The following is a 26317-nucleotide window of genomic DNA, read 5'->3' on the forward strand; positions in this document are numbered from 1 at the left end:
TTCTCCTTTTTTTGCTACGTGATGTGTTGTTTGTTGCCTGTCTGATCGATATGATCAGATTAAAAATCAATTTGTTACCAGGTTATTTCGAATTTTTTGCGCATAAATACGGCAAGGGCGTTCATGATCACCAGAAAGCCGAGCAGGACCATGATCGCGGCCGACGTTTTTTCGGTAAACGCCCGCTCCGGGCTGTCCGCCCACAGATAGATCTGCACCGGCAGGGCGGCAGCGGGATCGGTGATCGAGCCGGGGACGTCGACGATAAAGGCGACCATGCCGATCATCAGCAGCGGTGCGGTTTCGCCGAGGGCCTGGGCCATGCCGATGATAGTGCCGGTGAGCATGCCCGGCAGTGCCAGTGGCAGGACGTGGTGAAAGACCGTCTGGATCTTAGAGGCTCCGACGCCGAGCGCAGCCTCGCGGATGGATGGCGGTACCGACTTGAGTGAGGCCCGGGCGGCGATAATGATTGTCGGCAGGGTCATCAGGGTCAGTACCAGGCCTCCGACGAGCGGGGTGGAGCGAGGTACCCCCCAGAAATTGATAAAGATGGCCAGGCCGAGCAGCCCGAAAATGATCGACGGTACGGCGGCCAGGTTGTTGATGTTGACCTCGATGAACGCGGTGAAGCGATTGTCCGGGGCGAATTCCTCGAGATAGATGGCGGCAGCGACGCCGATCGGAAAGGAGAGCAGCAGGGTGATCAGCAAGGTATAAAACGATCCTTTGATCGCGCCCCTGATGCCCGCGAGTTCCGGTTCTCGCGAATCGCCATTGGTAAAGAAGGCGCGGTTGAAACGCAGCTCGACCTGTCCGGCTTCTCGGATGCTGCTGATCCACTGGAACTGACGGTCTTTGATCCGCCGATTGCCCTCCGGCTGATCCATGTCGATCTTGCCCTTGATCAGCATATCTACATCGTCGTTGGCCGGTACCCAGATGGTTTGCCGGCTGCCGATAAGCTTCGGGTTGTCCCGGACCATATTCAACAGTTTATAGGACGCACCGCTGCTGACCAGATCGTAGAGCAAGCGCTTGTCCTGTCGTCCGGCCACCTCGGGGAAGCGCTCGCTCAGGGCCGTTTTCACGAGGCGCTGGTAATCGGCCTGCAACAAGTCTTCTTGGGTGAATTCTTCTTTGTCGAAGGAAATTTCCAGTTGGATAACCGTCTGCCTGAAAGCGGAGGCACCGTCGCCGATGACGGTGGTCAGCAGGAAGGCGAGAAAGGCCAGGGCGCTGAAAATAGCGGCGATGCCGAGCCACTTGAAACGCTGTTCAGCACGGTAGCGCCGCTGCAAACGTTTGTTGAAAGCCACGGAAAAACCGCTGGCCGACTTGTCAAGCGCGGTTGCCGGTATAATCGTCCGGTGGTTGTCGCTATTCATAATGTTCCCGGTATTTTCGTACCACGCGCAGGGCGATGACGTTGAGAATCAGGGTGAAGACGAAGAGCACCAGGCCAAGAGCAAAGGCTGCCAGCGTTTTGGGGCTGTCGAATTCCTGGTCGCCGACGAGCAGCGTGACGATCTGGACGGTGACCGTGGTCACCGCTTCGAACGGGTTGGCAGTCAGGTTGGCGGCAAGCCCGGCGGCCATAACGACAATCATCGTCTCGCCGACGGCCCGCGAGACGGCGAGCAGAATGCCACCGACGATGCCGGGCAGCGCCGCCGGGAAGATGATGTAGCGCACCGTCTCGAATTTGGTGGCGCCGAGACCGTAGGACCCGTCACGCAGGGATTGCGGTACGGCGTGGATGACATCGTCGGATAGTGATGAAACGAAGGGGATGATCATGATACCCATGACCAGGCCGGCGGCCAGGGCGCTCTCCGAGGCGACCGATAACCCGAGCAGTCCCCCGCTGTCGCGAATCAGCGGCGCCACCGTCAGTGCCGCGAAGAACCCGTAGACCACGGTGGGGATACCGGCCAGGATCTCGAGCAGCGGTTTAACCACCGTGCGGAAGGTCTGGTTGGCGAATTCAGACAGGTAAATGGCCGACAGCAGGCCGATGGGAATGGCGACCATCATCGCGATGGCGGCGATCATAAAGGTGCCGGCGAAGATCGGTACGGCCCCGAAAGCCCCCGACGAGCCGGCCTGATCGGCCCTGATGGCCATCTGCGGGCTCCAGTTGAGGCCGAAGAGGAACTCCTGCAGCGGGATGGCCTTGAAGAAACGGATCGATTCGAACAATACCGACAACACGATACCGAGCGTTGTCAGAATGGCGATCCCGGAACAGAGCAGGAGCAGAAAGCGAATAATGCCTTCGACCAGGTTACGGGCGCGCAGAGATGGCGTGATACGTCGGTAGACCAGAAAACTGAGCACCGTAGATAAGAGCAGCACCGAGGCGGTGAGCACAGATCGATACGAATCTCTGATCTGTTCGTAGCGCTCAGCGGCCTGCTCGATGGCCGGACTGCGGTTGACGATCACGCTGTCTGACAACAGGTTCTTGATATCATTTAGGATCAGTGACTGGTCTCCGGAACCGGCGGCGACAGCAGCGAGGGCGGGCGGTAATTCATTGATCAGCCGGGCATCGACCACCGCCGTTTCCAGGGACAGCCAGAGGCCATAGATAACCAGGGCCGGCAACAGTCCGGTCAGGGCCGTCAGTACGCCATAGTTGCTCGGCAGTGAGTGGAGTGCCCTGATCCCACCTGCCGATTCGGCCACCTTCAGCGAGCGCAGGCGACCGGCCGTAAAAGCGGTGGCGGCGATAGCCAGAATGATCGGCGGCAGGTAGGTGAAGAGTATGGTCATGATCGAGCGGCCGCCTGTCAGGAGATGGTTCGGGTTATCACGCCCTCGACCAGATAGATGGCCTCTTCGGCGATGTTGGTGGTTCGGTCGGCGATTCTTTCAAGGTGTCGGGCGAGCAGGTAGGTGTTGATCAGGCCGCCCGGGTGTTCGGGGTGGTGGCGGATGATATTCTTGATTGCATGGTAGACATGGTTGCGATGGGCATCGACTTCGTCGTCGAGCAGAAACACCTGCCTGGCCAGCGCTACATCACGGTTGACCAGGGCATCAAGGCTCATTTTCAACATTCTCGTCACCAGGTCGGACATCTGGGAGAAATCGATGCCCTTGACCAGTTCACGGCTCGGCGATGTACCTATGGCCGAGACCCGATTGGCGATATTGACGGCGATATCGGCGATACGCTCAAGCTCGTTGTTGACTTTGATTACGGTGACGAGAAAGCGCAGGTCGCTGGCGACCGGTTGATGCAACGCGAGAATTTTCAAGCAATCCTCTTCGATATCTATTTCCGCCTCGTCAATTTCATAGTCGGAGAGGATGATCGACTGCACCTGCCCGTGGTCGTGGGTCTCGATGACCAATGCCGCCCGGCGTACCCGGTCTTCGACCAGAGCTGTCAGGTTGAGCAGTTTTTTGTTGAGTTTTTCCAATTCCAGATGGAACGTGTAATATGACCCCATAGTCTTTCCGCGGGCTGTTCAGCTGATTATGGTGGTGTGATGAGGTGGCGGCGTCGACCGCCATCCCCGAGCTGCTCCAGACGATACTCCCTCTCTGTTCAGAGTTGGTTACGGCAGTATTAGGATTTGGTTATCGGCCGGAAAAGCCTTGCGGGCCCCAGGAAAATGCAGAACATATAGATCGCGTGATGAGCGATCCCGGGCACGAGAGCTGGTGTGGGAAGGGAAGTTGACTTCTTGCCGAGAGATAATATCAGACACCTACTGAGCCATGGGAAAAATAACCATTCTGGTCGTTGAAGACGAAGCTGCCATTCAGCAACTGGTGAGCTATAACCTCATCAAGGCGGGCTTTCACGTCACCTGCGCCGACAGCGGTGAGGAAGCGCTCGAGTGTTTGCTGCGCGAGGATATCGATTGTGTCCTCCTCGACCTGATGCTGCCCGGCATGAGCGGGCTGGAGGTTTGCGAGGCGATCCGCAGCAAAAACGGTCGCCAAGGACACCATATCCCGATCATCATGCTGACCGCCAAAGGGGAGGAGGAAGATGTCGTCTCGGGGCTCGATTACGGCGCCGACGATTACATCACCAAACCGTTTAGCCCGAAGGTACTCATTGCCCGGATCAAAGCGGTGTTGCGCCGGGGATTCGAAAAAACACAGGCCGAGGCCGATGATGACCAGGGGGTCATCATCCTTGATGACCTGGAGATCAACAAGGGGCGGCACGAGGTCAAGCTTGGTAAGGAACTGCTGCACCTGACCATGACCGAATTCGGTATTCTCGCACTGCTTGCCGGCAAACCGGGATGGGTGTTCACCCGCCAGCAGATTATCGATTCGGTCCGTGGCTATGATTTTCTGATTACGCCACGGGCGATCGACGTTCAGGTCTTCGGCCTGCGCAAGAAACTCGGCTCGTCGGGACGGATGATAGAGACCGTGCGCGGTGTCGGGTACCGGTTTCGTTCCGACGCATAGAGGAAAGGGATGATAGCAAAACAGCGAACCTTGTTCTGGCAGATATTTCCGGTCACGCTGGTGATCATCCTGGGAACCATTGCCAGCGTTGCCTGGTTCGGCTCGCGCTCCATCGATGATTTCTATGTCGGGGAATTGCGCCGCGATCTGGAAAATCGTGCCTATCTGATCAAGTCTCGGGTCGGCGAATTACTGACCAGCGGCGATCTCGCCGGCCTGCGCAGCTTTGTCGTCGATTCTGGCCGGGCAGCTGATACCCGGATTACGGTCGTCGCTGCCGACGGCACGGTCCTGGCAGATACTAAAGAGAATCCGGGGGTCATGGACAACCATCGGCAGCGCCCGGAGATCGACACTGCGTTTTCCGGGGTAAGCGGTTTTTCGCTGCGCTTCAGCAACACCCTCGGTCAAAGGATGCTTTATGGTGCCATCGGTCTTGAAGAGCGTTTTAAGAGCGAGGCTTCCATCGGCGACGGGAACCGGGTCAATACCGTTCTTCGGGTCGCGGTGCCGGTACTGGCTATCAATTCCGCCTTGAGCGATATCAATCGGGAACTGGTTATCGGTACCGGAGGGGCGCTGCTGGTCGCCTTTGTCATCACGTTTTTCGTGGTCCGCAATATCAGCAGGCCGCTCGAAGAAATGACTCGCAGCGCCGAATCCTATGCCAACGGCGATTTCAGCCAGCGGATGCTGATCAACCAAAAGAAAACGGCATCCCGCGAAGTGGCCATGCTGGCGGCCGCGATGGACCGAATGGCGGGTCAACTCGATGAAAAAATCAATACCATCATCAATCAGCGCAACCAGTTGGAGACGGTGTTTTCCAGCATGGTCGAAGCGGTCATCGCCATCGATCGTGAAGAGCGGATCGTCAGCATCAACGGGGCCGCAGCCAGGATGTTCGGTGTCCGGCAACAGGTAGCCCCGGGACGACTGGTGCAGGAGGTTATTCGCAACGTCGACCTGTATGACCAGTTGGCCCGTATCCTGAAAACAGGCGAGGCCTTTGAAGACGAGATCGTGCTGACCAGGCGGGGCGACAACGTCTATCTGCATACCAATGTGGTGATGCTGTACGGTGGCGATGGGCGGACGGTTGGTGCTCTGATGGTGCTCAACGATGTGACCCGTTTACGCAAACTTGAGCGGTTGCGCAGCGATTTCGTGGCCAATGTTTCCCATGAACTGAAAACGCCGATTACCTCCATTCGGGGGTATGTGGAGACATTGCTCGACGGAGCCCTTGACGATCGGGAGCACGCGCGGCGTTTTCTGGAGATCGTGTTGCGTCAGTCGGAACAGCTCGGCACCATTATCGATGACCTGCTGACTCTATCCCGAATCGAAAAAGATACCAAGGAAGCCGGCGTTTCCTTCGTTGCCGAGAAATTATCTCCAGTCCTTCACCGGGCTCTGGAAACCTGCCGGCAACAAGCCGCAGGAAAGCAGGTGACCCTCACGCTCGGTTGTCCGGAACAGCTCGTTGTCAGGATGAACCGGACCCTGCTCGAGCAGGCGGTGGTCAATCTGCTGACCAACGGCATAACTTACAGCGATCCGGGTGACAGTGTGCAGGTTAGCGTCGCCGAGGTCGATGATCCGTCGCGGCGACTGGTCAAGATCAGTGTCGTCGATCAGGGCATTGGTATTTCTAAGGAACACCTGCCGCGCCTGTTCGAACGTTTTTACCGCAGCGATCGGGCGCGCAACCGCAAGGCCGGCGGTACCGGCCTCGGCCTGGCAATTGTCAAGCATATCGTGCAGGCGCACGGCGGTTCCGTCGAGGTCGACAGTGCCATCGGTGCCGGCAGTACCTTCACCATCACCCTGCCCTTGGGCTGATGCGTGCGGCCAGGTAGCCGGCCGGGTTCGGTCCTACTATCGGCAGCCATGGACTTTTCCCTCGGCTTGTGTGATAATGGCCGAGGGATATGCTGGCCTGTCGAGGGAATTGACGCGGCCGTCAATTCTGATTTTCCTGCCGTCTCCGACACGGTCTCCGGTCGTTTTCCCTTCTTGTAAGCGCTGCAGCGTAATATCCCGGTAAAAGAGAACAGGCCGATATGATTGGTGCTCGGCCCAGCCATTCGATGCCATGGATGAGATCAGAGATGACCCAGCAGTACCGACGTTTGGCGAGCGTTTTGCCGGACAGGTCATCGGTCTGTTTCTCTGGCCGCTGCTGACTGTTGTACTGGTGGCAGGGGCGCTCTATTACGATCGAGTCCATAATTTAAACGAGTTGACGATTCAGAAAGAAACGCTGCTGGTACGCGCCGTGGCGCTTTTCCTGGAGAGCGGACATCATGCCGCATCCACCGACCTGAAACAGCTTCTCGACGACATCGATTCGCTGCTTGCGCATTCCGGTTATGCAGCGCTTCGAGGACCGGAGGTGGCCGACTTGCTGGCCGATACGCTGGCGAAGCATCCGCTCTATGAGCAGGTGCTTCTGCTCGAGCCCAATGGGCGAGAAATAGCCCGGCTTCGATCAGGCGGTAACCAGGAGGCGGCAGCATTTGGGACGGCAAATCGAAATGCTGACGATCGCTCCGCGCTAGCTGCATTTTTTGCCACCTCCCCTGGGGAACTGCAGGTTTCACCCCCGGTTCTCAGCCTCTGCCGCGGCGCTCCTTGTACAACGAGCAAACAACGGATCAGTGTCGGGCTGACCTCTTCTGCCGACAATGGACGAGCGAAGCCGATCGCCATTATCGATTACCGGATGTCTGTCGTTTACGATCTGGTCAGTGAAATCGGAACGGGTGAGCGGGGAACGTTGATGATCTTTCGGGACCAGGGTGAACTCGCCGGCGCGCTTGCCGGAAATCAAGAGACGGGTGGAGGTGCAGCTCGAATCGCGGCGGTGAAGCGATTGCTCGGTGGGCGGGACACCACTTCCCTCTTCCTGGACGGTAGTCTCTATTCTTATACCCAGTTCACCCTCTCCGCTCTGTCCACCTCCGGCGACCGCGGGGAGACGAGTCCAGAAACCACGCCGGAAGGCAGGGGTGCGGCAGTTGAGCACTGGTCGGTGGTCTCCGAGATGCCGGCCGGATATTTTGTTGCCCAGAAACGAAGCTATCTCCTCTTCCTCGCAATTCTGGCCCTGGCTTTGCTGATCCCATCATTTGTCGTTTGTCTTTTCTGGGCCAAGGCCCGGGTCAGGGCTCGGCGGGAGACGGAATTGCGGGCCATTGAACAGGTTGAACACCTGGTCCGGCTCGAGCAGGAGGTGCGTGAGCGAACCCGGGAGTTGGATGATCGAAACCTGCAGCTCAGCGCCGAGATTGCCGAACGGCTTAACGCGGAGATCCACCTGCGGCAATCCAACGAGCTGTTTTCCGGGATGGTTGAGAGTATTGACGGCATTATCTATGTCGCCGATTTTGATACCCACGAAATCCTCTATGCCAATACCTACTTGAAAAAACTGTTCGGATTCAACCCGATCGGCAGAAAATGCTGGCAATTCATTCACGCCAGCGGTGACGGCCCCTGTTCGTTCTGCGTCAACAACCATCTGTTGGGCGAAGACGGCGAGCCGACCGGACCGTATCAATGGGAATATCAAAATCCTTTCAACAAGCGATGGTACAACGCCAAGGATCTGGCGATCAGGTGGTCCAACGGTAAATACGTCAAGCTCGAGATCGCCATCGATATCACCGAGCAGAAACAATTGCAGCATTTTCTGCAGGAAGCTCGGCGACAGGCGGAGATCGCCCAAAACATGAGAAGCCGCTTCGTGGCACTGGTTGCACATGACCTGAAGTCGCCGTTTTATTCGATCACCCAGATGCTCAAGCGGATCCTCGAGCGGGAGACCTTTTCTTCGGAAGTGCACCGGCAGTTCCTGGAAAACATCGTCACCAACGGCCACCGGATGTTGCAGATGATCGACGATTTGCTGTCAATGGATCGTTTCGAGTCTGCCGAGGTCAAACTGGAACGAACCTTTTTCAATGCAACCGATATGGCGGCCGAGGTGATAACCAATTTCAATCACCTCGCCTCGGAAAAATCGCTGCACCTGATCAACCTGCTGCCGCTCGACTGTCCGGTGTATGCCGACAAGTACCTCTATTTCGTTGTCCTCAACAATCTGCTGTCCAACGCCATCAAATTCAGCCAGCCGGGCGGAACCATCGAGATCTGCCAACCTGATCGGAGTCGACCGATGATCGTTGCCGTCAGAGATTACGGTAAGGGAATGAGTCCGGATTATGTTGAAAACCTGTTCAAGGTCGACGTCAAGACAAGCAGCAGGGGAACGATCGGCGAGCCGGGCAGTGGACTGGGCCTGCTTTTCTGTCAGGATATTCTGAAGGCGCATGGGGGGACGTTGGAGGTTAATTCACAACTCGGTAGCGGTTCGGTCTTCTCGGTGGTAGTGCCCGAATGTTGTCCCTGGCAGCCTCTACGTGGAACCGATCAGGGCGACGATACCGGCCGTGGCGCGGACGATTGATCGGTGCGGTGGTCGTCTGTTGGTGCATCCCCGGATTCTGCAGGATCCCTGTGCTGCAGGCCGGCCTGGGCGGCGGCGATTAGCTCGGCGGTGCGCTTGCCGCCGGTGGTGTCGGGGGGACTACTGCCGAAGATAACGCTGATCAGACGGCGATGGTCGATACTGCCGGGCGGAGCGGAGGGCATCAAGGCCCCGGTTTCACCGCTATGGTGCAGGAGACCGGCGGCCGCCAGCTTGTCGACTGTCGCCGTTAGAAGGCCGCGACGATAGCAGGGGGAGGCGGCGGCCAAATCATCGATGGTGGTTCCCCGGCCGTCTTCGAACCTGCCTGCGACAGTGGCGCAGATGTCAAATGCCGCGCTCAGCTGCTGTACCCCATCGCTTGCCCGTTCCTGCAGGGCATACGACGAGTGATGCTGAATGGCATAGGCAACCTCGGCGCCGAGCAGCACGAAGAGCCAGCCAAAATAAATCCAGACGAGAAACAGCGGAATCGTCGCGAACGATCCGTATATTGCATTATAGTTGGCGACGCCGACCTGCAGCCCGATGAACAGATTCTGGGTGGCGAACCACAGGGTGCCGGCGAGCAGGGCGCCGATCAGGGTCGGGATCGTTTTGACCTTGGTGTTGGGAAAGAAGATGTAGGCGACATAGAGGGCCGCCGTCAAAAACAGGATCGGTATGCCGCCGAGTAGTACGGATTGCATCCAGGCAGCGGGGATGATGCGGTCCAGATGGCCGCTGAGCGATTTGCTGGTCAATACCGTGCCGGCAGCCAGGGCGACGTTGATGGCGATGGGCAGCAGGACCATCAGGGTCAGGTAGTCGGCGATTTTGCGCAGCAGCGACCGGCTGTTCTCGACATGCCAAATGGTGTTCATGGCGGCTTCGATCTGACTGAGTACCAGGATCACCGAGAGGAAGACCCCGAGAATGCCGAATGTACCGAGCGTGGCAAAGCTCGTTCGGTCGACGTAATCGAAGAGACGAGCAGCGGCGGCGCGTAGGTGACCGGTCAAATCGGCTGCGGGTTCTGTGGCGGACGGGGGATTGGCCGATGTTGAGGCCGGTGGTGACAGCTGCGTCGTAGCTTGCTGGTCCGGGCCGGCAATAACGGTCGGTGCCGTCTGTTCCAGTGTGTCGATATAGGAAAAGACGATGTCCCGCAACTGGTCGCCGCCACCGAGGCCCTTAACCACCGCCGTGCTCATGGCCAGCAGCGGAACCATTGACAACAGCAGGGCATAGGTCAGAGCGCCGGTGCGCAGGTTGAGGTAGTTCAACTCCATTTCGCGCAGGACGATCAGCGCGATCCTGGTCAAGCTGTGCAGCCATCTGAGTGGAGGAATGGTGGGGGGTGGCCCGTCGGCCCAACGTAAAAGGCGATGCGGGAAACGGGACGAGCGTTTGCGGAGGAGCGATTGTGTCGAGTTATTGTTCATGCCATTTTTCGATCAGCTTGAAAACAGTTTCCCGTTTGAGCGGTTTGGCGACATAGTCGTTCATGCCCGCCGCCAGGCATTTTTCACGATCGCCCTTCATGGTGTTGGCAGTCATCGCGATAATCGGTACCTGGTGCCCTTTCAGCCTGATTTGCCGGGTCGCTTCCAGGCCGTCCATTTCCGGCATCTGGACATCCATAAGGATCAGGTCGAAGCGGCGTGGATCATCGTGATACGCGGCGACAGCCTTCTCGCCGTTATCGACGATTTCCACGGCATACCCGGCTTTCTGCAGCATCATCGATGCCAGCTTCTGGTTGACCGGATTGTCTTCAGCAAGCAGCAGTCTGATTGATTGCTTGATCGCCTCGCGTACCGAATATTGCGTGATCAGCGGTTTGCTTGCGGTTTGCGTTGTGGTGCTATCACCCAACACCCTGGCGATGGTCTTGTAGAGAATGGAGCGGCGTGCCGGTTTGGTCAGGAAGGCGGAAAACCCCGTTTCCCGGCATTTTGCGGCAATCCGTTCGGTGGATGAGGTGTAGGCGAGTAACGGGATGGTCCTGATTGATGATTCATCGGCACGAATTCGGGTGGCCAGATCAAACCCGGGGATGTGGGGCAGGATGATATCGATGATGGCCAGATCGTACGGGCGTCCTGTTTCGGCGGCCTCCCGGAGCTTGGCAATGGCCAAGCGTTCGTCGGTTTCCGCAGCGACGGTTATCCCGGCCTGCTCGAGTACCGAACGGAGAATTTCGTTGTTGGCCCGGTTGTCATCGACGACCAACACCTTGGTTCCCTGCAGGTCATCACTGGGGCTGCGGCTTTCCGGCAGGTGATCGGCGACACACATCTCGGCGGTAAAGTGGAAGGTGGCGCCTTCTCCTTCCCGGCTCTCAACCCAGACCCGACCGTTCATCAGCTCGGCGATGCTGCGACAGATCGACAAGCCCAGACCGGTGCCGCCGTATTTCCTGGTCGTTGAGCCGTCGGCCTGCTTGAAGGCAGCGAAAACGGCCTCATGTTTGTCCTCGGGAATGCCGATACCGGTATCCCTGACGGCACTGTGCAAGGTGATGGTCTCCACGTTTTCATCGAGCAGGTCGATGGAAAGTTCGATTTCGCCGCGTTCGGTGAATTTTGCCGCATTGCCGAGCAGGTTGACAAGTACCTGGCGAAACCTGCCGGGGTCTCCCTTGACTCGGGCCGGGACGTCTTCCCCGATGCGGCACAGCACCTCGATACGCTTGCCGGACACCCGGGGACGGATCATTTCGCAGACATCGTGGGCGGTGATCTCCGGGTCGAAATCGATGTACTCGAGCCCCATCTGACCGGCCTCCACTTTGGAAAAATCGAGAATGTCGTTGATAAGCCCGAGCAGTGCCTCGCCGCTGCGCTTGATGATTGCGGCACATTCCCGTTGCTCTTCATCGAGCTCTGAACCGAGCAGCATTTCGGTGAATCCGATGATGCCGTTCATCGGCGTGCGAATTTCGTGGCTCATGCTGGCCAGAAACTGGCTTTTGGCAACATTGGCACTCTCGGCCGCCGCTTTAGAGGCACGGAGTTCCATGGTTTGTTTGTCGATCTCGATCTGCAATGTCTTTGAATAGAGTTCCTGCTGCTGCTGAATGAGGCGATAGCTGTGCTGGGTTTCCTCGAGCATCTCCTGGTATTTGTTCTCGAGTACCTTGATCTTCCGGTCAAACTGGTTCTTCTGCACCTGTTGTCTGTTAATGGCATCATCGAGACGCAGGTGGGAGAAAAACACTTCGGTCAGCAGGGTCACGTTAGTTGCTGCCACCTGAGCCGAATCGGGGGTGGCGGTGATTTGAAAATACAAGGTTGCCTCGAGTTGCGGCACGGGCAACAGGTAGATGGAGCCTTCCAGATAGACCGGTTCCGGGGGGGGGGCGGTCGAGCGATCCGAAGCGGGGGTTGTCGGGACAATTGTGGCCGGCAGGGTCAGCGGGCGGGATCCCTGGTGGTGGGTCAGGTGGCGGTCGATGCAGAGATATCGACCATTCTGCTGACGCCGTTCCAGGTAGGCGAGCAGGCGCGTAATCGTCTTTCTGGCGGTTGTCTGCGCATCGAAGAGAAGATCGGTCCGGGCCGCCATATCAGTGCTCCGTGGAACGATAAATCTCGCTGGCCTTACTCATTTCCGCCGGCAGATCGTCAAGCAGTACCCGGTATTCGTCGATATTATCCTGGATATGGTCGGCAAGCACCGGGGACAGCTCGGTGACAGGGATGGCGAGAATGGTGTAACCCAATTGTCCGGTGAGATATTCGGCAATCTGGAGGATGCCGGTAAGACTGGTCGGCTCGATAGCATCGCGGAGGCTGTGATGATCCCGGATGGCCTCCCTGATGGTATGCGGAATACCCCAGTCATCGGTGATCAGATAGCCGATTTCAGCATGATCGGTAGTGAGCCGCTTTCGCTCCTGCTCCGGCAGGGAGCCGTGCTCAAGGGCTGCCCGGCAGATGTCGTAAAAGACGGCGCCAGCGGCCTGTTCTTCAACGATGAGGCCAAAATCATGCAGAATACCGCATAGGTAGGCGTCGTCTCCGTTAATGCCGAAGACGCGCTCGGCCAACATCTGGCTGCAGATCGCCACGGCGGCGCAATGGAGCCAGAGTTTCTGTCGAGAGAAAATCCTGGACACCTCGCGTTCCCGGAACAGGTGTTTCAACGCATCGGTGACAGCGATATTGTAAAGATTTTTCATGCCGATCAGCGCCACCGCCCGGCCGATCGACTCGATGTATTGGCTGAGTCCGTAATAGGGGCTGTTGACCAGACGCAGGAGTCTGACCACCAGAGTGGGGTCCATCTTGATGACTTCCTCGAAGTCTTTCATGGTCGTGTTGCTATCGTTGATCAGCTGCGACAGCTTGGTGACCACGTGCGGAAGCGTCTTGAAGCTGCGATAGCTGGCAATCAACTCCTGGGCGGCGGTCATAACCAGTATCTCCGGTGATTACGGCAGGGCGGTCAGCTCGCGCTTGCTGACTGCTTCTGCCTTGATCCGGTCGAGCAAACGGGCAAGGACATCCTTGACATGCTCTCTGATATCGCCGGCGACGACGATAAAAAGCAGGTCGTCACCCGGTCGGCGGAGACCTTCCCGGGCCTCGATTATGATATCATAGATGCCCTGGTGCTGTAAAAACTCCCGGCGCAGGTGATCGACCCGCTCGTGGTCGACAGTCACTTCCAGTGCTGCCACGGCTTTCTTGTCGGACCGTGACCAGGAACGTACCGTTCCGTTATGGACGAGGATCATGCCGACGTGATCGGCGAAATCCGGCCTGGCCTTCAGGGCGGCGATCGTTGCGTTGATGTCCATGGCGCGTCTCCGTGGGGTGAATTCTATAATGCTCTGATAACCGGTATCTGCAACGTGGTGGACGAATCGAGCCGGGTGAAACTGAGTTCGTCGTTGTATTTTTTCAACAGCCACAGCGGAATCTCGAACGTGTTATAACAGAGTTCCCACAGGGTGTCTCCCGGTTTGACCGTGTAGCTGTGAACGTCGACGACATTGTATGTTTTGAAAAAATCTTCTTGTTTTTCCTGGTGAAAGTCGAATCGCGCGATTTCGAAAACGGCTATCGGAACATTGACGAAATCGACAGTGATGGTCCGTCCCGGCGCGACGTCCGCCTGATCGGCAAGGTGATTGGCAAGGCGAAGCGACTGCGGAGTCACCTTCAGCCAGTGGGCCAGCAGATCGATTGTTTCATCGGGTTGTGTCTCGATTCTGCCGGACAGCAAATCGCCTTTTCTGGTGGTGTCGAAAACTTTAAGATTGCCGCTGACCGTCAGATCGACCGGTGGCGGGGCGGCGACAGCAGCTGCCATCGGTTCGCTTTTTTTCGTGTTGGCCAGCGTGACCACGGCGATGTCGCGGGATGGCGCTTTCGGCGACGGTGAATGCGATGTCGAAGCGGCCGGGATCCTGAGATTCTGGCCGACCCGAACGGTTGCCCGGTGATCGAGACCGTTGACCTCGATCAGGCGTTTGAGCGGCACTTTATGAGCCAGGGCCACGGCACCGGCCGTGTCGCCGGGGCGAACCTGGTAGAAAAGACTTCGCTTCTGTTCCGGGTAAAACAAGGCGGCTGGCAGAGAGGTCAAAGCCGCACTGTTCTTTAACTCAGCCGGCAGGTTGAGCAGGTAGTCTTTCGGGATGTATTTTTCTCCCTGCAGCACCGGATCGCGCAGTGCCGGATTGTAACGGGCCAGGGTCGCCTGGCTGATACCGAGGTGGTTGCAGAGTGCGGCGCTGGCGACGAAACCGGGAACCCGCACGGAGACCGAGGCAACCGGCCGGTCCAGGGTCAGAGTGCCGGATTTCTCGAAATGTTTGGCCACTTTTACCGCAGCGAGAAACGATGGATAAAAATTGCGGGCGGCGAACTTGAACCATCCTTTGCGATACTTGTGGAAGATCTGCTCGTAGGCCCCGTGCTCCCGGACCGCCCGCTTCATGCCGGCGGTGCCGTAATTGTAGGCAGTCAGGGCCAGCGGCCAGGATTCAAGGACCCGGTGGTTGCTTTTGAGAAAGCGAGCTGCCGCCTCGGCTGAGAGGAACGGGTCGCGTCGTTCATCGATGATGTAGTCGATGCGCAGGTATTGTTGCCCGGTGCCGGTGGTGAACTGCCACATGCCGGCGGCCCCGAATTTGCTGAATGCCCGGGGGTTGAAGGAGGATTCGACATGGGGGAGGTAGGCCAGGTCTTCGGGGAGACCGTGGCTGCGGAAAACGCGTTTGAAGGTGCGCAGGTAGGCGCCCGAACGAATCACGCCTTCGATGAACCGCTCTTTCAGGCCGGTTTGCGAGCGGATCGCACCGGCTGCCTGTTTTAACGTGGCTGGATCAGGTTTCCCAGGAAACAGAGCTGCAACCCGTTTTTCTTCCGCTGTTTGCGGCGGAGCGTGTACAAGCCGAAGTAGCAGATCGACGTAGCGCTTCTTTGTCATTGCCACCAGTGCCTCGTTTTTGTGTGCTGCTCCCGGTTGGTTTTGGTCGGCCAGGTCGATAATTGCATAGACGCGCCGGAGGTCCTCACGGTCGTGAATTATTGCGGTATTAACGGAATAGGTGGAGTATATTTTTTCCCAGAAAGCGACGTTGGCCGAAATCGATGAGTAGTGCGGAAAAAATGCCGGGTCGGCGTTTGCCTGTAGTCCGGCCGGCAGCAGAGCCGCCAGAACCATCTGAAAAAAGAAATAACGCCGGAGAAAAAAAGAAAAACAGGCGACGATTCTGGTCATGCGGGAGATTATCTCTTGTTCGAAACGGTGGAGGGGTGCGATCAATGCCTGCTTGCAGTGTCGTTCGAGTTACTCTATTGTCCAGGGAAACGACAGTGGCACGCAGGCCTGCTGCAGCTGCCCGATAGGACGATGAGTCTTCCGGTATTGTACCGAAAACTGGCTGAATAACAAGGAGAGAGTTTGTACACTCCGATCGTCGCGACGCTTGGTTATGTGCTGTCCGCGGACAAACGGCAGACCCTGCTGGTGCACCGTAACGGTCGCCCTGACGACCCCCATGCCGGGAAGTATAACGGGCTTGGCGGTAAAATGGAGCCGCAGGAATCCATCTATCAGTGTATTTGCCGGGAGATAAAGGAAGAGGCGGGAATTATCTGCGACCGGGTGGTTCTTCGCGGGACGATCAATTGGACCGGTTTCGGGCCGCAGGGTGAGGACTGGTTCGGTTTTATTTATCGGATAGATCGCTTCACCGGTGTGCCGTTCACCAGCAACGAGGAAGGCCGGTTGCTCTGGCACCCGATCGAGCGCCTGGCGGAGTTACCGATGTGGGACGGAGACAGGCATTTCCTGCCGTTGGTATTCGATAACGACCCGCGTCTTTTTCACGGATACATGCCCTACGCCGGCAATAAGCCGTTGGCCTGGACTTTCGCCAGATGTTGATTCCAATCTTTATTATCGGCGGGACAGGTTTCAACCTGTCCTCCGCTAACTAAACCAGGCAGGACAGGTTTTACCTGCCTTTTGCTCGGGAAACCAACCAATGAAGCTTCTGCCGACCGTAGCAAAGGTTTTGAGACAGGCGGTAATCATCGAGGAGAATCATGGCAAAAGATAACGAACTGCTTCGTTTGGAGCGTCACATTGAACAGCTGTTGCAGCGGTTTGCCGCTGTTCGGGATGAAAATCGGCGGCTTGAACGGGAGTTGTCGACGGCTGTCGCCGATAACGAGCAGCTCAGGCGGGAGCTCGGAACGATGACTGAAGAGCGCCAGGAGATGACGACACGGGTTGATTCTTTGATCGACCGGATAGAGAACTGGCAGGCGGAGTTGCCGGACGAGACCGTGCCGGTCGATGACGCTCCGGCCGGCCAGCCGTCGACGACCGAAGAACAGTCAGAAACGGGCGAACAGCAGGCGACGGCTCGAGTGGAAACGGACCTTGAGAATAAGCAAGAACGGGACGGCGGTATCCAGGGGAGCCTCTTTTCCCGTTGACCGGTTACCGCCTGTTCGCTGTAAATGCTGGTGGTGCTTGCCGACCGCGAGTCCCGAGGAGTAGCAGCACATGTCCGAGACAGAACGACTGATCAGGTTTCATCTGCTTGGCCAGGATTTCGCTTTTTATACCGGGGCCTCGGAAGAGGAAATGGATGCCATTCTGACCCTGGTGAAAAAGCAGATCGAGGAGAACGGCGACCGTGGTAGCGGCACGATTCCGGTGAGTAAGGTCGCGGTAATGGCCTGTCTCAATCTTGCTTCCCGCTATCTGCGACTAAAAAACGAACATGAGAGTTACCGGCGCAGCGCCGAGGAGAAAGTGAGAATCCTCAACGAAAAGGTGGCGGCGGTATTGACGACGGATCGGTAGTCCGGTTGAACGTCTCAACCGGAGGCAATCTCAACCGGCGGAGGACAGGTTTTAACCTGTCCTCCGCTCACCATCACGAAACCACCGGACCTCCTTGATGTAGCCTGCCCATAGTCAATCGGTCCTGCCGGGTGTGGGAGGATGTCCCTGCTTCGTTGTGACAGCCGAGTCGTGACCAGCGAGGCGGATGTGCTCCGGCAGGGGCTTTGCAGACGAGGAATTTGGTCGGTGGTGGGCTGTGGTTGTCGGTCGGGTTCGTTTTTCGGCGGCCGCTAAATTTTGTCTTTTGTTTTTGGTAATATCTGCTATGATAGAATCATATGGAACAGAGGTTGTTTATTGTTTTTATTGTGATTATAGCTTTGTCATAAGGAGATGATACGGCGTCCCCGCAAGCGGCGTGAGCGGGAACGCGAAGAGTACAAAAGTTTTCCCTGCGCTGTTGGTGATTTGTAGTGTTGTTGAGCCAACCCTCACAGTTAGGGAGCCACCACTGTCAGTCAGATGAGCAATCCAACGATTTCTCAGACGTTGATATGCGGTTCCCACCTATCTCGATAGGTTTAACGTGTTCTACAAACACGGCAGGGTGGGGAAAATTGGTGAACAACGATGGCCGGTACCAGTACCGACCATCGTTTTACTATATCGGTAACCGGTGCCTGTCAAGGAGTGAAGTTTCCAGTTGCCGCAACAGAGTAAAAACGATTGATTACAGCAGCGCCTCGGGGTGGCAGGACTGTAAGGATGGTTGACGGGATGCTCATCAGTCTCGGTGGCTTGGAGTCGGTCGAAAAACCGAGTTCACTGCCGGCGGCTGGTTTTTCTCGATAGATGGTGCGTATGTTCTCTTGCCTTCGGCGCCATGTTCCTCCGGCGTCGGCAAACAAACGGAGACACTCTTTCCGAACAGGTGACGGCCGGCGACAGCGATCTTCCGGCATCATGGGCAACTGACAGCACCGTTCCTGTCAACCCTTATCAGTCCTATTCACGTTCGCTCCCACTCACGCTTGAAATAGGCTGTCTGCTTCCCGTAATCGTATCATATTATTGAGGAAGCCTTCCATGGATGCATTAAATCACCCTTCCGTTTTTGTCTTTATCGGGTTGCTGTTCGGCGGCCTGCTTGGATTTTATCTACGTAAACGGTTTGTCGATGGGCATGCCAGCAACATCAAAGAGCAGGCCCGGCAATTGATCGAAAATGCCATTGTCGAGGCGGAGCAGCTGAAAAAGGAAGCGCAGCTCCAGAGCAAAGAGGAGGCCTATCAAGTAAAGCAGGCTGCGGAAGAGGAATTGAAGGCCGATCGCCGCGAGATAAAAGAAGATCGGCAGCAGCTTAACAAGAAGCGGGAGTTGCTCAAAAATGAATGGGAAAGTTGCGACCAGAAGCGCCAGGAGTTGCTCGATGTCGAAGAAGAGCTGAAGCGCAGGCAACGAGAATTTGAAGAAAAATCATCTGAAATAGACTCACTATTGGACAAGCAGCGCTACGAGTTGGCGCGGATAGCCGAGATCAGCCAGGAAGAAGCCAAAAAGCTGCTAATGGATTCGCTGGAAAGCCAGGCTCGCATGGATGCTGCTAAACGCTTGGCGCGGATCGAGAACGAGATGAAGATGGAGGCCGATCGAAAGGCTAAAAATATCATTGCGCTGTCGATTTCCCGATATGCCGGCGACTATGTGGCGGATCGTACGGTATCCATGGTGCCCCTGCCCTCCGACGAAATGAAGGGCCGCATTATCGGCCGGGAAGGTCGCAATATCAGAGCCATCGAAGCAGCCACCGGAATCGATATCATTATCGACGACACTCCGGAAGCGGTCATCCTGTCCGGCTTCAACCCGGTTCGCCGGGAAGTGGCGCGCCTTGCCCTGCATCAATTGATCAATGATGGGCGCATTCACCCCGGACGTATCGAGGAGGTGGTCGCCAAGGTGACCAAGGAACTGGATACCGACATGCGCGAGTCCGGTGAGCAGGCGACCTTCGATGTCGGAGCCCACGGCGTGCACGTAGAGCTGATCAAGATCCTCGGTCGGTTGAAGTATCGGACCAGTTACGGCCAGAACGTCTTGCAGCACTCCCTGGAGGTCGCTTTCCTCTGCGGCATTATGGCCGCCGAACTAGGCCTGGATGTCAAGTTGGCCAAACGGGCCGGCTTGTTGCACGATATCGGCAAGGCAGTTGATCACGAGGTCGAGGGATCGCATGCCATCATCGGGCGTGATCTGGCTAAAAAGTATGGTGAGGTCGACGAGATCGCCTATGCCATCGGCGCCCACCATGAAGATATTCCGCCGCAGAGCGTCCTCGATATTCTTGTGCAGTCTGCGGACGCGCTGTCCGGGGCACGGCCCGGCGCCCGCAAGGAAATGCTGCAGAGCTATGTCAAGCGGCTGGAGGATCTGGAAGGGATTGCCAATTCATTCAAAGGGGTCGAAAAATCCTACGCCATCCAGGCCGGCCGCGAGTTGCGCATCATGGTCGATTCCGGGCATATCGGCGATAGCGAAGCGGTGCTGCTCAGCCAAGACATTGCCAAATCGATCGAGGAAAAATTGACCTATCCGGGTCAGATCAGAGTGACGGTCATCAGGGAAACCCGGGCCGTCGAATATGCCAGATAACACGGGTGTCCGGAAATGAGGAGCAGGAAGGAGCAGAAAAAAGGCAATGGGTGAACTGGAAAGACAATTGGAATTGATCGAGCGGGGAGTCGTAGACCTTATTTCCCGGGAAGAACTGGCGAATAAACTGAAACGCTCGATCGACACCGGCGTTCCGCTCAAGGTCAAGGCGGGATTCGATCCAACCGCGCCGGATCTGCACCTCGGGCATACGGTGCTTATTCAGAAGCTGAAGCATTTTCAGGAATTAGGGCATGAGGTCTGGTTTTTGATCGGTGATTTCACCGGGTTGATCGGTGATCCGACCGGCAAATCGGAAACGAGAAAGCCGCTGACCCGTGAAGATATCGCCCAAAACGCTGAGACTTACAAAGAACAGGTGTTCAAGATTCTCGATGCCGAGAAGACGAAAATTGCCTTTAACAGTCAGTGGCTCGGTGAGCTCGATTCCTTTGCGATGATCCATCTGGCTTCGGAGTTGACCGTTGCGCGAATGCTCGAACGCGACGACTTCAAGAAGCGCTTTGAAAGTGGACGACCGATCTCCATTCACGAATTTCTCTACCCCCTCATTCAGGGATATGACTCGGTGGCCATGAAGGCGGACGTCGAGTTGGGCGGTACCGATCAGCTGTTCAATCTTCTCATGGGTCGGGACATGCAACGCGCCCGGAATCAGGAACCCCAGGTCGTGTTGACCATGCCGCTGCTGGAAGGGCTGGATGGGGTTAACAAGATGAGCAAGTCGTTGGGCAACTACATCGGCATCAGCGAAAGCGCTGCCAATATCTACGGCAAGACCATGTCTGTTTCCGATGAACTGATGTTTCGCTATTACGAATTGCTCAGCGACAGCTCGATAGAGGAAATCGCCGCGCTCCGAACGGGAATGGAAGAGGGTCGTCTGCACCCGAAAGCGGTCAAGCAGCAACTGGCCAGGGAATTGACCGCGCGCTTTCATTCTGCGGACGCGGCCCGCCAGGCAGAGGAGAATTTCGCCAGCGTTTTCAGCAAACATGAAGTGCCCGATGACCTGCCTGAATATGCACTGACGGCGACCGAAGCGGTGTGGCTGCCGAAACTGCTCGCCGATGCCGGTCTCGTCTCGTCTACTTCGGAAGGCCGGCGGATGATCGATCAGTCGGCTGTCAGTATCGATGGTGAGAAGATAACCGACAGCGGCTGTACGGTGGCGCCGAGCGGCACGAAGATAGTCAAGGTCGGCAAACGGCGATTCTGCAGGGTCGTTTTTCTCTGATTGACCCGCGCCTTCTCCTGTCGTTCTAACCTCCATGACTGATGGTCACAACGAAGCATGAAAATCGGTATCGTGGTCGGATGGGCTGGTTGATCCTCCCTCCGGCTGCTGCGCTGCGGCCTGATCGGCTGGTCTCCGAGGTCGGCAGACAGGCCATCCATGACCTGGCCGCCACCCTTCGGGCCTGATTCTCCGCCCCGCCGGGCCTACGCGATGCAGCCTCCGAGAGAACCAACCAGCCCGGGGAGTTCAGCCTGTGGAACTGATTTTCATATAAAAAAACGAAACCGGCCCCTGCTCTGTGAAAGAGCAGGGGCCGGTTTCGTTTTGTCTCATGCCGGTATGCCGGCTACAGGTTCTCAGTTGATCGTTACCTGTTTGGCGGCGGCGCGGGCGCAATCCGGACAGATTCCGGAAAATTCGATATGGTGGCCGAGGATCTGGTAATCACAGGCTTTGGCGGCGAGCCGATTAAGCTTGCTCTGGACCGGCAGTTCGATGTCGTCGACACGTCCGCATTCGCTGCAGCGAACGTGATAATGGAGAATTGTCGTGGCGTCGAAGCGCTTCTGCGTGCCGCCTACCTCCAGCTTGAGGATCAGCCCGGTCTCAGCCATCAATTCGAGGTTACGGTACACGGTGCCCAGGCCGATCCGCGGCAGCCGTTTGCGGACCATATCATAGACCTCGTTGGCGGTCGGATGCGAGGTCACCTTGCCGAGTTCTTCAAGGATGATCTGGCGCTGTGCGGTGAGCCTCATTTTCGGTGACTGATCATCAATATCCATAATAGTTATCCCGAGATGAATAAAAATTGATAAAATTTCTTATTAGCATAATAGAATGAAAAAAAAATTCAATAGAAAATGTTCAGTCAGCCTGCCATGTTCTGTCAATCATTACCGATCAGCATTCACCTGGGGATTGAAGTAGCCGAAGCGCAGATGGGGCAATCGTGTTTTCAGTTGTGTCAGCCAGTGGCGCAGGCCGATACCGGGTTCGGCTGGCACGGCAAGGGATGAAAAATAGTAATGCGGGTCTATGTTGAGATTACGTAGTTGGATATAATCGACGCCGTCGGTCTGCACCAGATCGGCAAGCGCTTCGAGTTCCCCGATCGTATCGGTAAAACCCGGAAGAATGAAGTAATTCAGGGAAACAAATTTACCCCGCTTTTTCATAGTGCGGATTGATTGACGAACATCGGCAAACCGATAACCCCGAGGCCGGTAATAGCCTTCGTAGTAGGACGCTCTGGCGGAATTGAGCGAGACGCGGAGGCTGTCCAGGCCGGCACGGGCCAGGCGATCGACGGCGTCGGGCAGCGAGGCGTTGGAGTTGCAGTTGATGGTTCCCCTGGTCGTCTGTCGGCGGATGGCCTGGATTGATGTTGCCAGCAGATTGGCCTGCAGGAGCGGTTCACCTTCGCATCCCTGGCCGAAGCTGACGATCGGTGACGGTGCTGTTTGCAGGTGCGGCACGGCTATCTCGCAGATCTCCCGAGAACTTGGCACGAATGCGATGCGATCCTGGGTGGACGGGCAACAACCCGATTCCTGGAGGGAAATACACCCGAGACAGCGAGCATTGCAGATCGGTGAGGAGGGCAGCGGGGCTTCCCAGCGCCCGAGAAAATAATTCCGGGCAGCCGGGCAATGGTAGGTCAGGCAACAGATGCCGAGATGCTGAATCAGACGATTATCCCGGTGTCGTTTCAACAACTTTTGGGTCAAGCGGGTAATCTGCTCTTGCCTGAAATTGCGTGCATCCTGGCGCTGATCGCTATCGCTGCGAAAACCAGTAACCCAGAAACGCCCCAGGTGCCAGCCGACGGCGGTGTAAGCGAAGAGCGGCAGGAGCGGTGCGTCTGCACGGCGCTGATAAGCGGCGGTGTAAAGTGCCGTATGGGCAGGGGCCATGAAGGCGGCCACCGCCAGGATCGGCTTGCCCGGTTGACCGGGATGTTCTTCAAGCAGCAGCGGTTCGCCGGTTGCCGGGTCGGTACCGACCGGCAACCGGCCCGGCAGGACGAATAATTCACTGCCCTCGGGCAACTCGATCAGGTCGGCGGTGGCCGGGCGGACGATCTGCTCATGGGCCATGCCGGCCATGGCCAGATCTGGAAAATCACGGATACGACCCTGCTCGTCGGCAAAGACAAGTGCAGGCGTCGCGACGGGGTGCTTCACTTCGGGCGAAGCGCCTTGGTAACGGAATCGACGGCCCGGTAAATGTCGATATCTTCACCAAAGACATCCTGGATGCTGCCGTGGTCAACCAGGTCTTCGATGATGAACTGCGTCAAATAAAGGGTTACGATATTGGGGTCTTGGACCAGTGTTCGCACCGGGGCGAGTTTCAGTTGCAGATCGAACTCTTCGAGCAGATGCAAGGAGCGGAGTTGTTTTTCAAAAGCGTTGCGGATATCTTCAACCGATGTCGTTTCGATAATTTTTTTATCAATCAGTCGCTGAACCAGTTTGGTTGCCAGTAGATCTGCGTGATCTCTCGCAAAGATAAACATCTTGCGGCGTTCCTGTTCGCGTTTGCGGTCGATTGCTCGCACGGCTTTGTCGGTGGCGCGATTGGGATTAACATGCATTTTGGCCATCTATTTGTCTCCTGGGCAATGCCGGTGATACGGGGAGTTGTCGGGATTTTTGAAAAATCAACAGTCTATTGTAAACTGAAATCAAAAATAGCACCAGAGCAAAGTGGTTTTGGCTGGAATACAAATAAGCGCCGGCGACTGTCGATTGTTCTTGTGTTTTTTTACACGATTTTTTATATTTAGAGTCCAATAAGAGGTTCCAAGCAAACTCCGGCTGAAACTCCGCTTGGAACTATCAGCGCGTTTCCGCGAGCACACGTCGCACTTAAAAAAAATACAATTTCGGGAGGTTTTACCATGTGGAGCAGAGTACGGGCCTTACTGCCCGCGTTGATGATTCTCAGTCTTGTCCTGTTTTCTGGTTGTGCCGACAGCGATACGGATGAAGCGATGAAACCTTCCACCGGCGACGCCGGTGCGATGGGCAAGGAAGAGTCTCTTGAGTCGAAAGGAGTTGGAATATCCGAGGGACGAACTTCGGAAGGTATGCTGCCCGTTTATTTCGATTTCGATTCCTCTGACATCCGGCAGGATCAGGTTTCCCGGATTCAGGTCAATGCCGATTTCATGAAAGGCGATGACGGCACGGTTCGCATCGAGGGCAATTGCGATCCGCGCGGCACCAACGAATACAACATGGCTTTGGGTGAACGGCGCGCACTCAGTGCCAAGAAATACCTGGTCAATCTTGGTGTTCCTGAGGAGCGGTTGACGACGATCAGCTACGGTGAAGAGCGATTGCTGGTGCATGGACAGGATGAGTTGTCCTATGCCCAGAACCGCCGTGACGACTTTGTCATTGCCGAATAATTTTGTTCTTTGTTTTTTTGATTGCGGGCCTGCGGGCCCGCAATCTATTTTTGGGGGAGTCATGTTGAAACGATTCTTGCGCAGTGCCGGTATCGGGGTGTGCGCTGTCTTGCTGCTGTGGTCCGGAGGCGTTCAGGCCGAGGATGTGAAACTGGGAGTGATGAACGTCCAGCGGGTACTCGTTGAATGTGCCGCCGGTAAAGCCGCCAAGGCTCGCTTTGATGACAAAATGCAGGAACTGCAGGCAACGCTGAAGAGCGAAGAAGATGAGTTGCTGGCAATGCAGAAAGACATAGAAAAGAAGAGTTCCGCCTGGAGTGAAGATACGAAGCAAGAGAAGATGCGGGATTTTCAGAGGAAACGGCGGGAGGCTCAGGAAAAAGCTGAAGATGCCCGCTTTGAACTGAAGGCGATGCAGGACAAGGAGTTGGACCCTATTTTGAAAACCCTCGAGAAAGTGGTCAAGGATTACGGTGAAGCCAACGGCTATTCGCTGCTCATCGATTCTCGGAGCGGTGTCTTGCATGCTGCCCAGGGGATAGATATTACCGATCAGATCATCGTCGAACTCGATGCCGCCATGGCCAAGTAATCACGGCCGGCTGAGCAGAGGCGTGGCCAAGGGTCGCGATGGATTTGTAAAAAAGCACGGGGTGCGGTGATCGACCCGTGCTTTTTTTTTGCTGTTTGCCGCGAAAGGCCCGGCACGTTATATCTGTCATGTAGGCTACGGCCGAGTGGCGCAGGCGATGAACGAGGGGCCTTGCCAACAGCGGAAGGGCCGAACGGCTCCGTTTTTTCATCAAATAGTTTTCAAGAGAGCCGGCAGGAATATCGGGTCGGGGAATGATCATGGGATGGAAGAGTATGACCGGCTACGGCCGGGCTGAATGTGAGCGTGATGGCAGGATCTGGAGTGTTGAAGTGCGCAGTGTCAACAACCGTTTTCTCGATGCCAAGATCAGGCTGCCGCGTGATTACGGCCAGTTGGAAGACGGGATACGCCGGCGGGTTGCCGAGTTTCACCAGCGGGGCCGGGTAGATTTGTCGCTGTCGGTCGGGGGCGATTTTTCCGATCTGGTGTCGATTCGCTTTGACGCCAAGATTGCGGCTACGTACCAGCAGGCGCTGCACAGTCTTGCCGCGCATACCGGTCTCTCCCCGGACATCGATCTGCTGCATTTTGCCAATCTGCCCGACATCCTGATCAGGGAGCAGCGTTCTGAAGATCTCGATGCCATCGCGCCGTCCATCGATCGGGTGGTCTGCGAAGCCTTGCAGCGCTGCCTGGAAATGCGGGTAAAAGAGGCGGCTCACCTCAGCGAAGATCTCGGCAGGCGATTGCGTTCGTTTGCCACCGTTTTGGCAAGTATTGAAGATCATCTCCCGGAGTTGATCAGCCAGCGGGAGACGGCCCTCAAGGAACGGCTGGACAAATTGCTCGGCCATGTCGAGCTCGATCCGGCCCGTCTTGCCCAGGAAGTGGCTATGCTGGCAGACAAGACCGATGTTACCGAAGAATTGGTCCGTTTGCACAGCCATATCAAGCAATTTGATGATTTGCTCGAGTCGCCCGAACCGGTCGGTCGCACCCTTGATTTCCTCATCCAGGAGTTCTTGCGGGAAGTGAATACCATGGCCTCAAAGATCAACGATGCCCGCATTGCCCAGCAAACCGTCGCGTTGAAAAGCGAGTTGGAAAAGATGCGGGAACAAGTCCAAAATATCGAATAGCCGGGTTTCGACCACG

At 56.5% G+C, this 26317-nt stretch carries 23 protein-coding genes and 1 other RNA gene; 13 read left to right on the plus strand and 11 right to left on the minus strand.

Translation table 11 applies throughout. The annotated features are described in order from the left end of the window. Window positions 1-74: 74 nt before the first annotated feature. The 3 genes from pstA to phoU are packed head-to-tail and all read right to left on the minus strand — an operon-like array spanning window position 75 to window position 3461. Window positions 75-1388, minus strand: a complete 1314-nt coding sequence (gene pstA / locus BUC26_RS07830; RefSeq protein WP_084540534.1) for a phosphate ABC transporter permease PstA — start codon at window positions 1386-1388, stop codon at window positions 75-77. Then, on the minus strand, window positions 1381-2778 hold the full coding sequence (gene pstC / locus BUC26_RS07835) for a phosphate ABC transporter permease subunit PstC (protein WP_073374954.1): 1398 nt from the start codon (window positions 2776-2778) through the stop codon (window positions 1381-1383). The genes pstA and pstC overlap by 8 nt, the downstream gene beginning before the upstream one ends. Window positions 2779-2795: 17 nt before the next feature. Next, on the minus strand, window positions 2796-3461 hold the full coding sequence (phoU, locus tag BUC26_RS07840; RefSeq protein WP_073374955.1) for a phosphate signaling complex protein PhoU: 666 nt from the start codon (window positions 3459-3461) through the stop codon (window positions 2796-2798). A gap of 271 nt (window positions 3462-3732) precedes the next feature. On the opposite strand from phoU, the gene BUC26_RS07845 reads away from it, so the two are divergent. From BUC26_RS07845 to BUC26_RS07855, 3 genes are all read left to right on the plus strand, one after another. Continuing rightward, window positions 3733-4443 (plus strand): response regulator transcription factor, encoded by a 711-nt coding sequence (locus BUC26_RS07845; protein ID WP_073374957.1) that lies wholly within the window; start codon window positions 3733-3735, stop codon window positions 4441-4443. Between the two features lie 9 nt (window positions 4444-4452). Further along, window positions 4453-6288: an ATP-binding protein gene (locus BUC26_RS07850; protein WP_084540535.1), complete on the plus strand. Its 1836-nt coding sequence runs from the start codon at window positions 4453-4455 to the stop codon at window positions 6286-6288. 253 nt (window positions 6289-6541) lie between these two features. After that, complete coding sequence (locus BUC26_RS07855) at window positions 6542-8917, plus strand: ATP-binding protein (protein ID WP_073374958.1); 2376 nt, start codon at window positions 6542-6544, stop codon at window positions 8915-8917. Here the strand turns inward: BUC26_RS07855 and BUC26_RS07860 are convergent. Genes BUC26_RS07860 through BUC26_RS07880 form a run of 5 tightly spaced genes read right to left on the minus strand, consistent with a single transcriptional unit; the run spans window position 8881 to window position 15655 of the window. After that, window positions 8881-10362, minus strand: coding sequence for a YihY/virulence factor BrkB family protein (locus tag BUC26_RS07860; protein WP_084540536.1), 1482 nt, complete (start codon window positions 10360-10362; stop codon window positions 8881-8883). The two genes, BUC26_RS07855 and BUC26_RS07860, sit on opposite strands and share 37 nt — an antisense overlap. Continuing rightward, window positions 10352-12487 (minus strand): response regulator, encoded by a 2136-nt coding sequence (locus tag BUC26_RS07865; RefSeq protein WP_073374961.1) that lies wholly within the window; start codon window positions 12485-12487, stop codon window positions 10352-10354. The genes BUC26_RS07860 and BUC26_RS07865 overlap by 11 nt, the downstream gene beginning before the upstream one ends. 1 nt (window position 12488) lies before the next feature. Continuing rightward, window positions 12489-13337, minus strand: a complete 849-nt coding sequence (locus tag BUC26_RS07870) for an HDOD domain-containing protein (RefSeq protein ID WP_073374962.1) — start codon at window positions 13335-13337, stop codon at window positions 12489-12491. Window positions 13338-13355: 18 nt separating this feature from the next. Beyond that, window positions 13356-13724 (minus strand): molybdenum cofactor biosynthesis protein MoaE, encoded by a 369-nt coding sequence (locus BUC26_RS07875; protein WP_073374964.1) that lies wholly within the window; start codon window positions 13722-13724, stop codon window positions 13356-13358. 23 nt (window positions 13725-13747) lie between these two features. Next, the gene (locus BUC26_RS07880) at window positions 13748-15655 is read right to left on the minus strand and encodes a LysM peptidoglycan-binding domain-containing protein (RefSeq protein ID WP_073374965.1); all 1908 of its coding nucleotides are present in this window, start codon (window positions 15653-15655) and stop codon (window positions 13748-13750) included. Between the two features lie 183 nt (window positions 15656-15838). On the opposite strand from BUC26_RS07880, the gene BUC26_RS07885 reads away from it, so the two are divergent. The 7 genes from BUC26_RS07885 (at window position 15839) to BUC26_RS23395 (ending at window position 21334) form a co-directional block, all read left to right on the plus strand. Next, window positions 15839-16324 (plus strand): NUDIX hydrolase, encoded by a 486-nt coding sequence (locus BUC26_RS07885; RefSeq protein WP_073374966.1) that lies wholly within the window; start codon window positions 15839-15841, stop codon window positions 16322-16324. 161 nt (window positions 16325-16485) lie between these two features. Then, a complete protein-coding gene (zapB, locus tag BUC26_RS07890; RefSeq protein WP_073374968.1) occupies window positions 16486-16881 on the plus strand; it encodes a cell division protein ZapB in 396 nt (131 codons plus the stop codon). A 70-nt stretch (window positions 16882-16951) separates the two neighbouring features. Further along, window positions 16952-17254: a cell division protein ZapA gene (locus tag BUC26_RS07895; protein ID WP_073374969.1), complete on the plus strand. Its 303-nt coding sequence runs from the start codon at window positions 16952-16954 to the stop codon at window positions 17252-17254. Between the two features lie 428 nt (window positions 17255-17682). Further along, a non-coding RNA gene (gene ssrS, locus BUC26_RS07900) (6S RNA) lies at window positions 17683-17854 on the plus strand. A 468-nt stretch (window positions 17855-18322) separates the two neighbouring features. Continuing rightward, window positions 18323-19888 (plus strand): ribonuclease Y, encoded by a 1566-nt coding sequence (gene rny, locus BUC26_RS07905; RefSeq protein WP_073374970.1) that lies wholly within the window; start codon window positions 18323-18325, stop codon window positions 19886-19888. A 46-nt stretch (window positions 19889-19934) separates the two neighbouring features. Further along, on the plus strand, window positions 19935-21146 hold the full coding sequence (gene tyrS / locus BUC26_RS07910) for a tyrosine--tRNA ligase (RefSeq protein WP_073374971.1): 1212 nt from the start codon (window positions 19935-19937) through the stop codon (window positions 21144-21146). A 41-nt stretch (window positions 21147-21187) separates the two neighbouring features. Continuing rightward, window positions 21188-21334, plus strand: coding sequence for a hypothetical protein (locus BUC26_RS23395; protein WP_153307077.1), 147 nt, complete (start codon window positions 21188-21190; stop codon window positions 21332-21334). 171 nt (window positions 21335-21505) lie between these two features. Here BUC26_RS23395 and BUC26_RS07915 read toward each other — a convergent pair whose 3' ends face one another. The 3 genes from BUC26_RS07915 to BUC26_RS07925 form a co-directional block, all read right to left on the minus strand. Further along, window positions 21506-21934, minus strand: a complete 429-nt coding sequence (locus tag BUC26_RS07915) for a Fur family transcriptional regulator (RefSeq protein ID WP_073374973.1) — start codon at window positions 21932-21934, stop codon at window positions 21506-21508. 111 nt (window positions 21935-22045) lie between these two features. Beyond that, the gene (locus BUC26_RS07920; protein WP_073374974.1) at window positions 22046-23335 is read right to left on the minus strand and encodes a radical SAM family protein; all 1290 of its coding nucleotides are present in this window, start codon (window positions 23333-23335) and stop codon (window positions 22046-22048) included. Then, window positions 23332-23757: a hypothetical protein gene (locus BUC26_RS07925; protein WP_073374975.1), complete on the minus strand. Its 426-nt coding sequence runs from the start codon at window positions 23755-23757 to the stop codon at window positions 23332-23334. The genes BUC26_RS07920 and BUC26_RS07925 overlap by 4 nt, the downstream gene beginning before the upstream one ends. 297 nt (window positions 23758-24054) lie before the next feature. Here BUC26_RS07925 and BUC26_RS07930 point away from each other — a divergent pair, with 297 nt between their 5' ends. The 3 genes from BUC26_RS07930 (at window position 24055) to BUC26_RS07940 (ending at window position 26301) form a co-directional block, all read left to right on the plus strand. Next, on the plus strand, window positions 24055-24567 hold the full coding sequence (locus tag BUC26_RS07930; protein WP_073374977.1) for an OmpA family protein: 513 nt from the start codon (window positions 24055-24057) through the stop codon (window positions 24565-24567). A gap of 61 nt (window positions 24568-24628) precedes the next feature. Further along, on the plus strand, window positions 24629-25159 hold the full coding sequence (locus tag BUC26_RS07935; protein WP_073374978.1) for an OmpH/Skp family outer membrane protein: 531 nt from the start codon (window positions 24629-24631) through the stop codon (window positions 25157-25159). Window positions 25160-25419: 260 nt separating this feature from the next. Further along, complete coding sequence (locus BUC26_RS07940; protein WP_084540545.1) at window positions 25420-26301, plus strand: YicC/YloC family endoribonuclease; 882 nt, start codon at window positions 25420-25422, stop codon at window positions 26299-26301. Window positions 26302-26317: the final 16 nt, after the last annotated feature.

Origin of the sequence: Desulfofustis glycolicus DSM 9705 (genome assembly GCF_900130015.1) — a bacterium.
GTDB lineage: Bacteria > Desulfobacterota > Desulfobulbia > Desulfobulbales > Desulfocapsaceae > Desulfofustis > Desulfofustis glycolicus.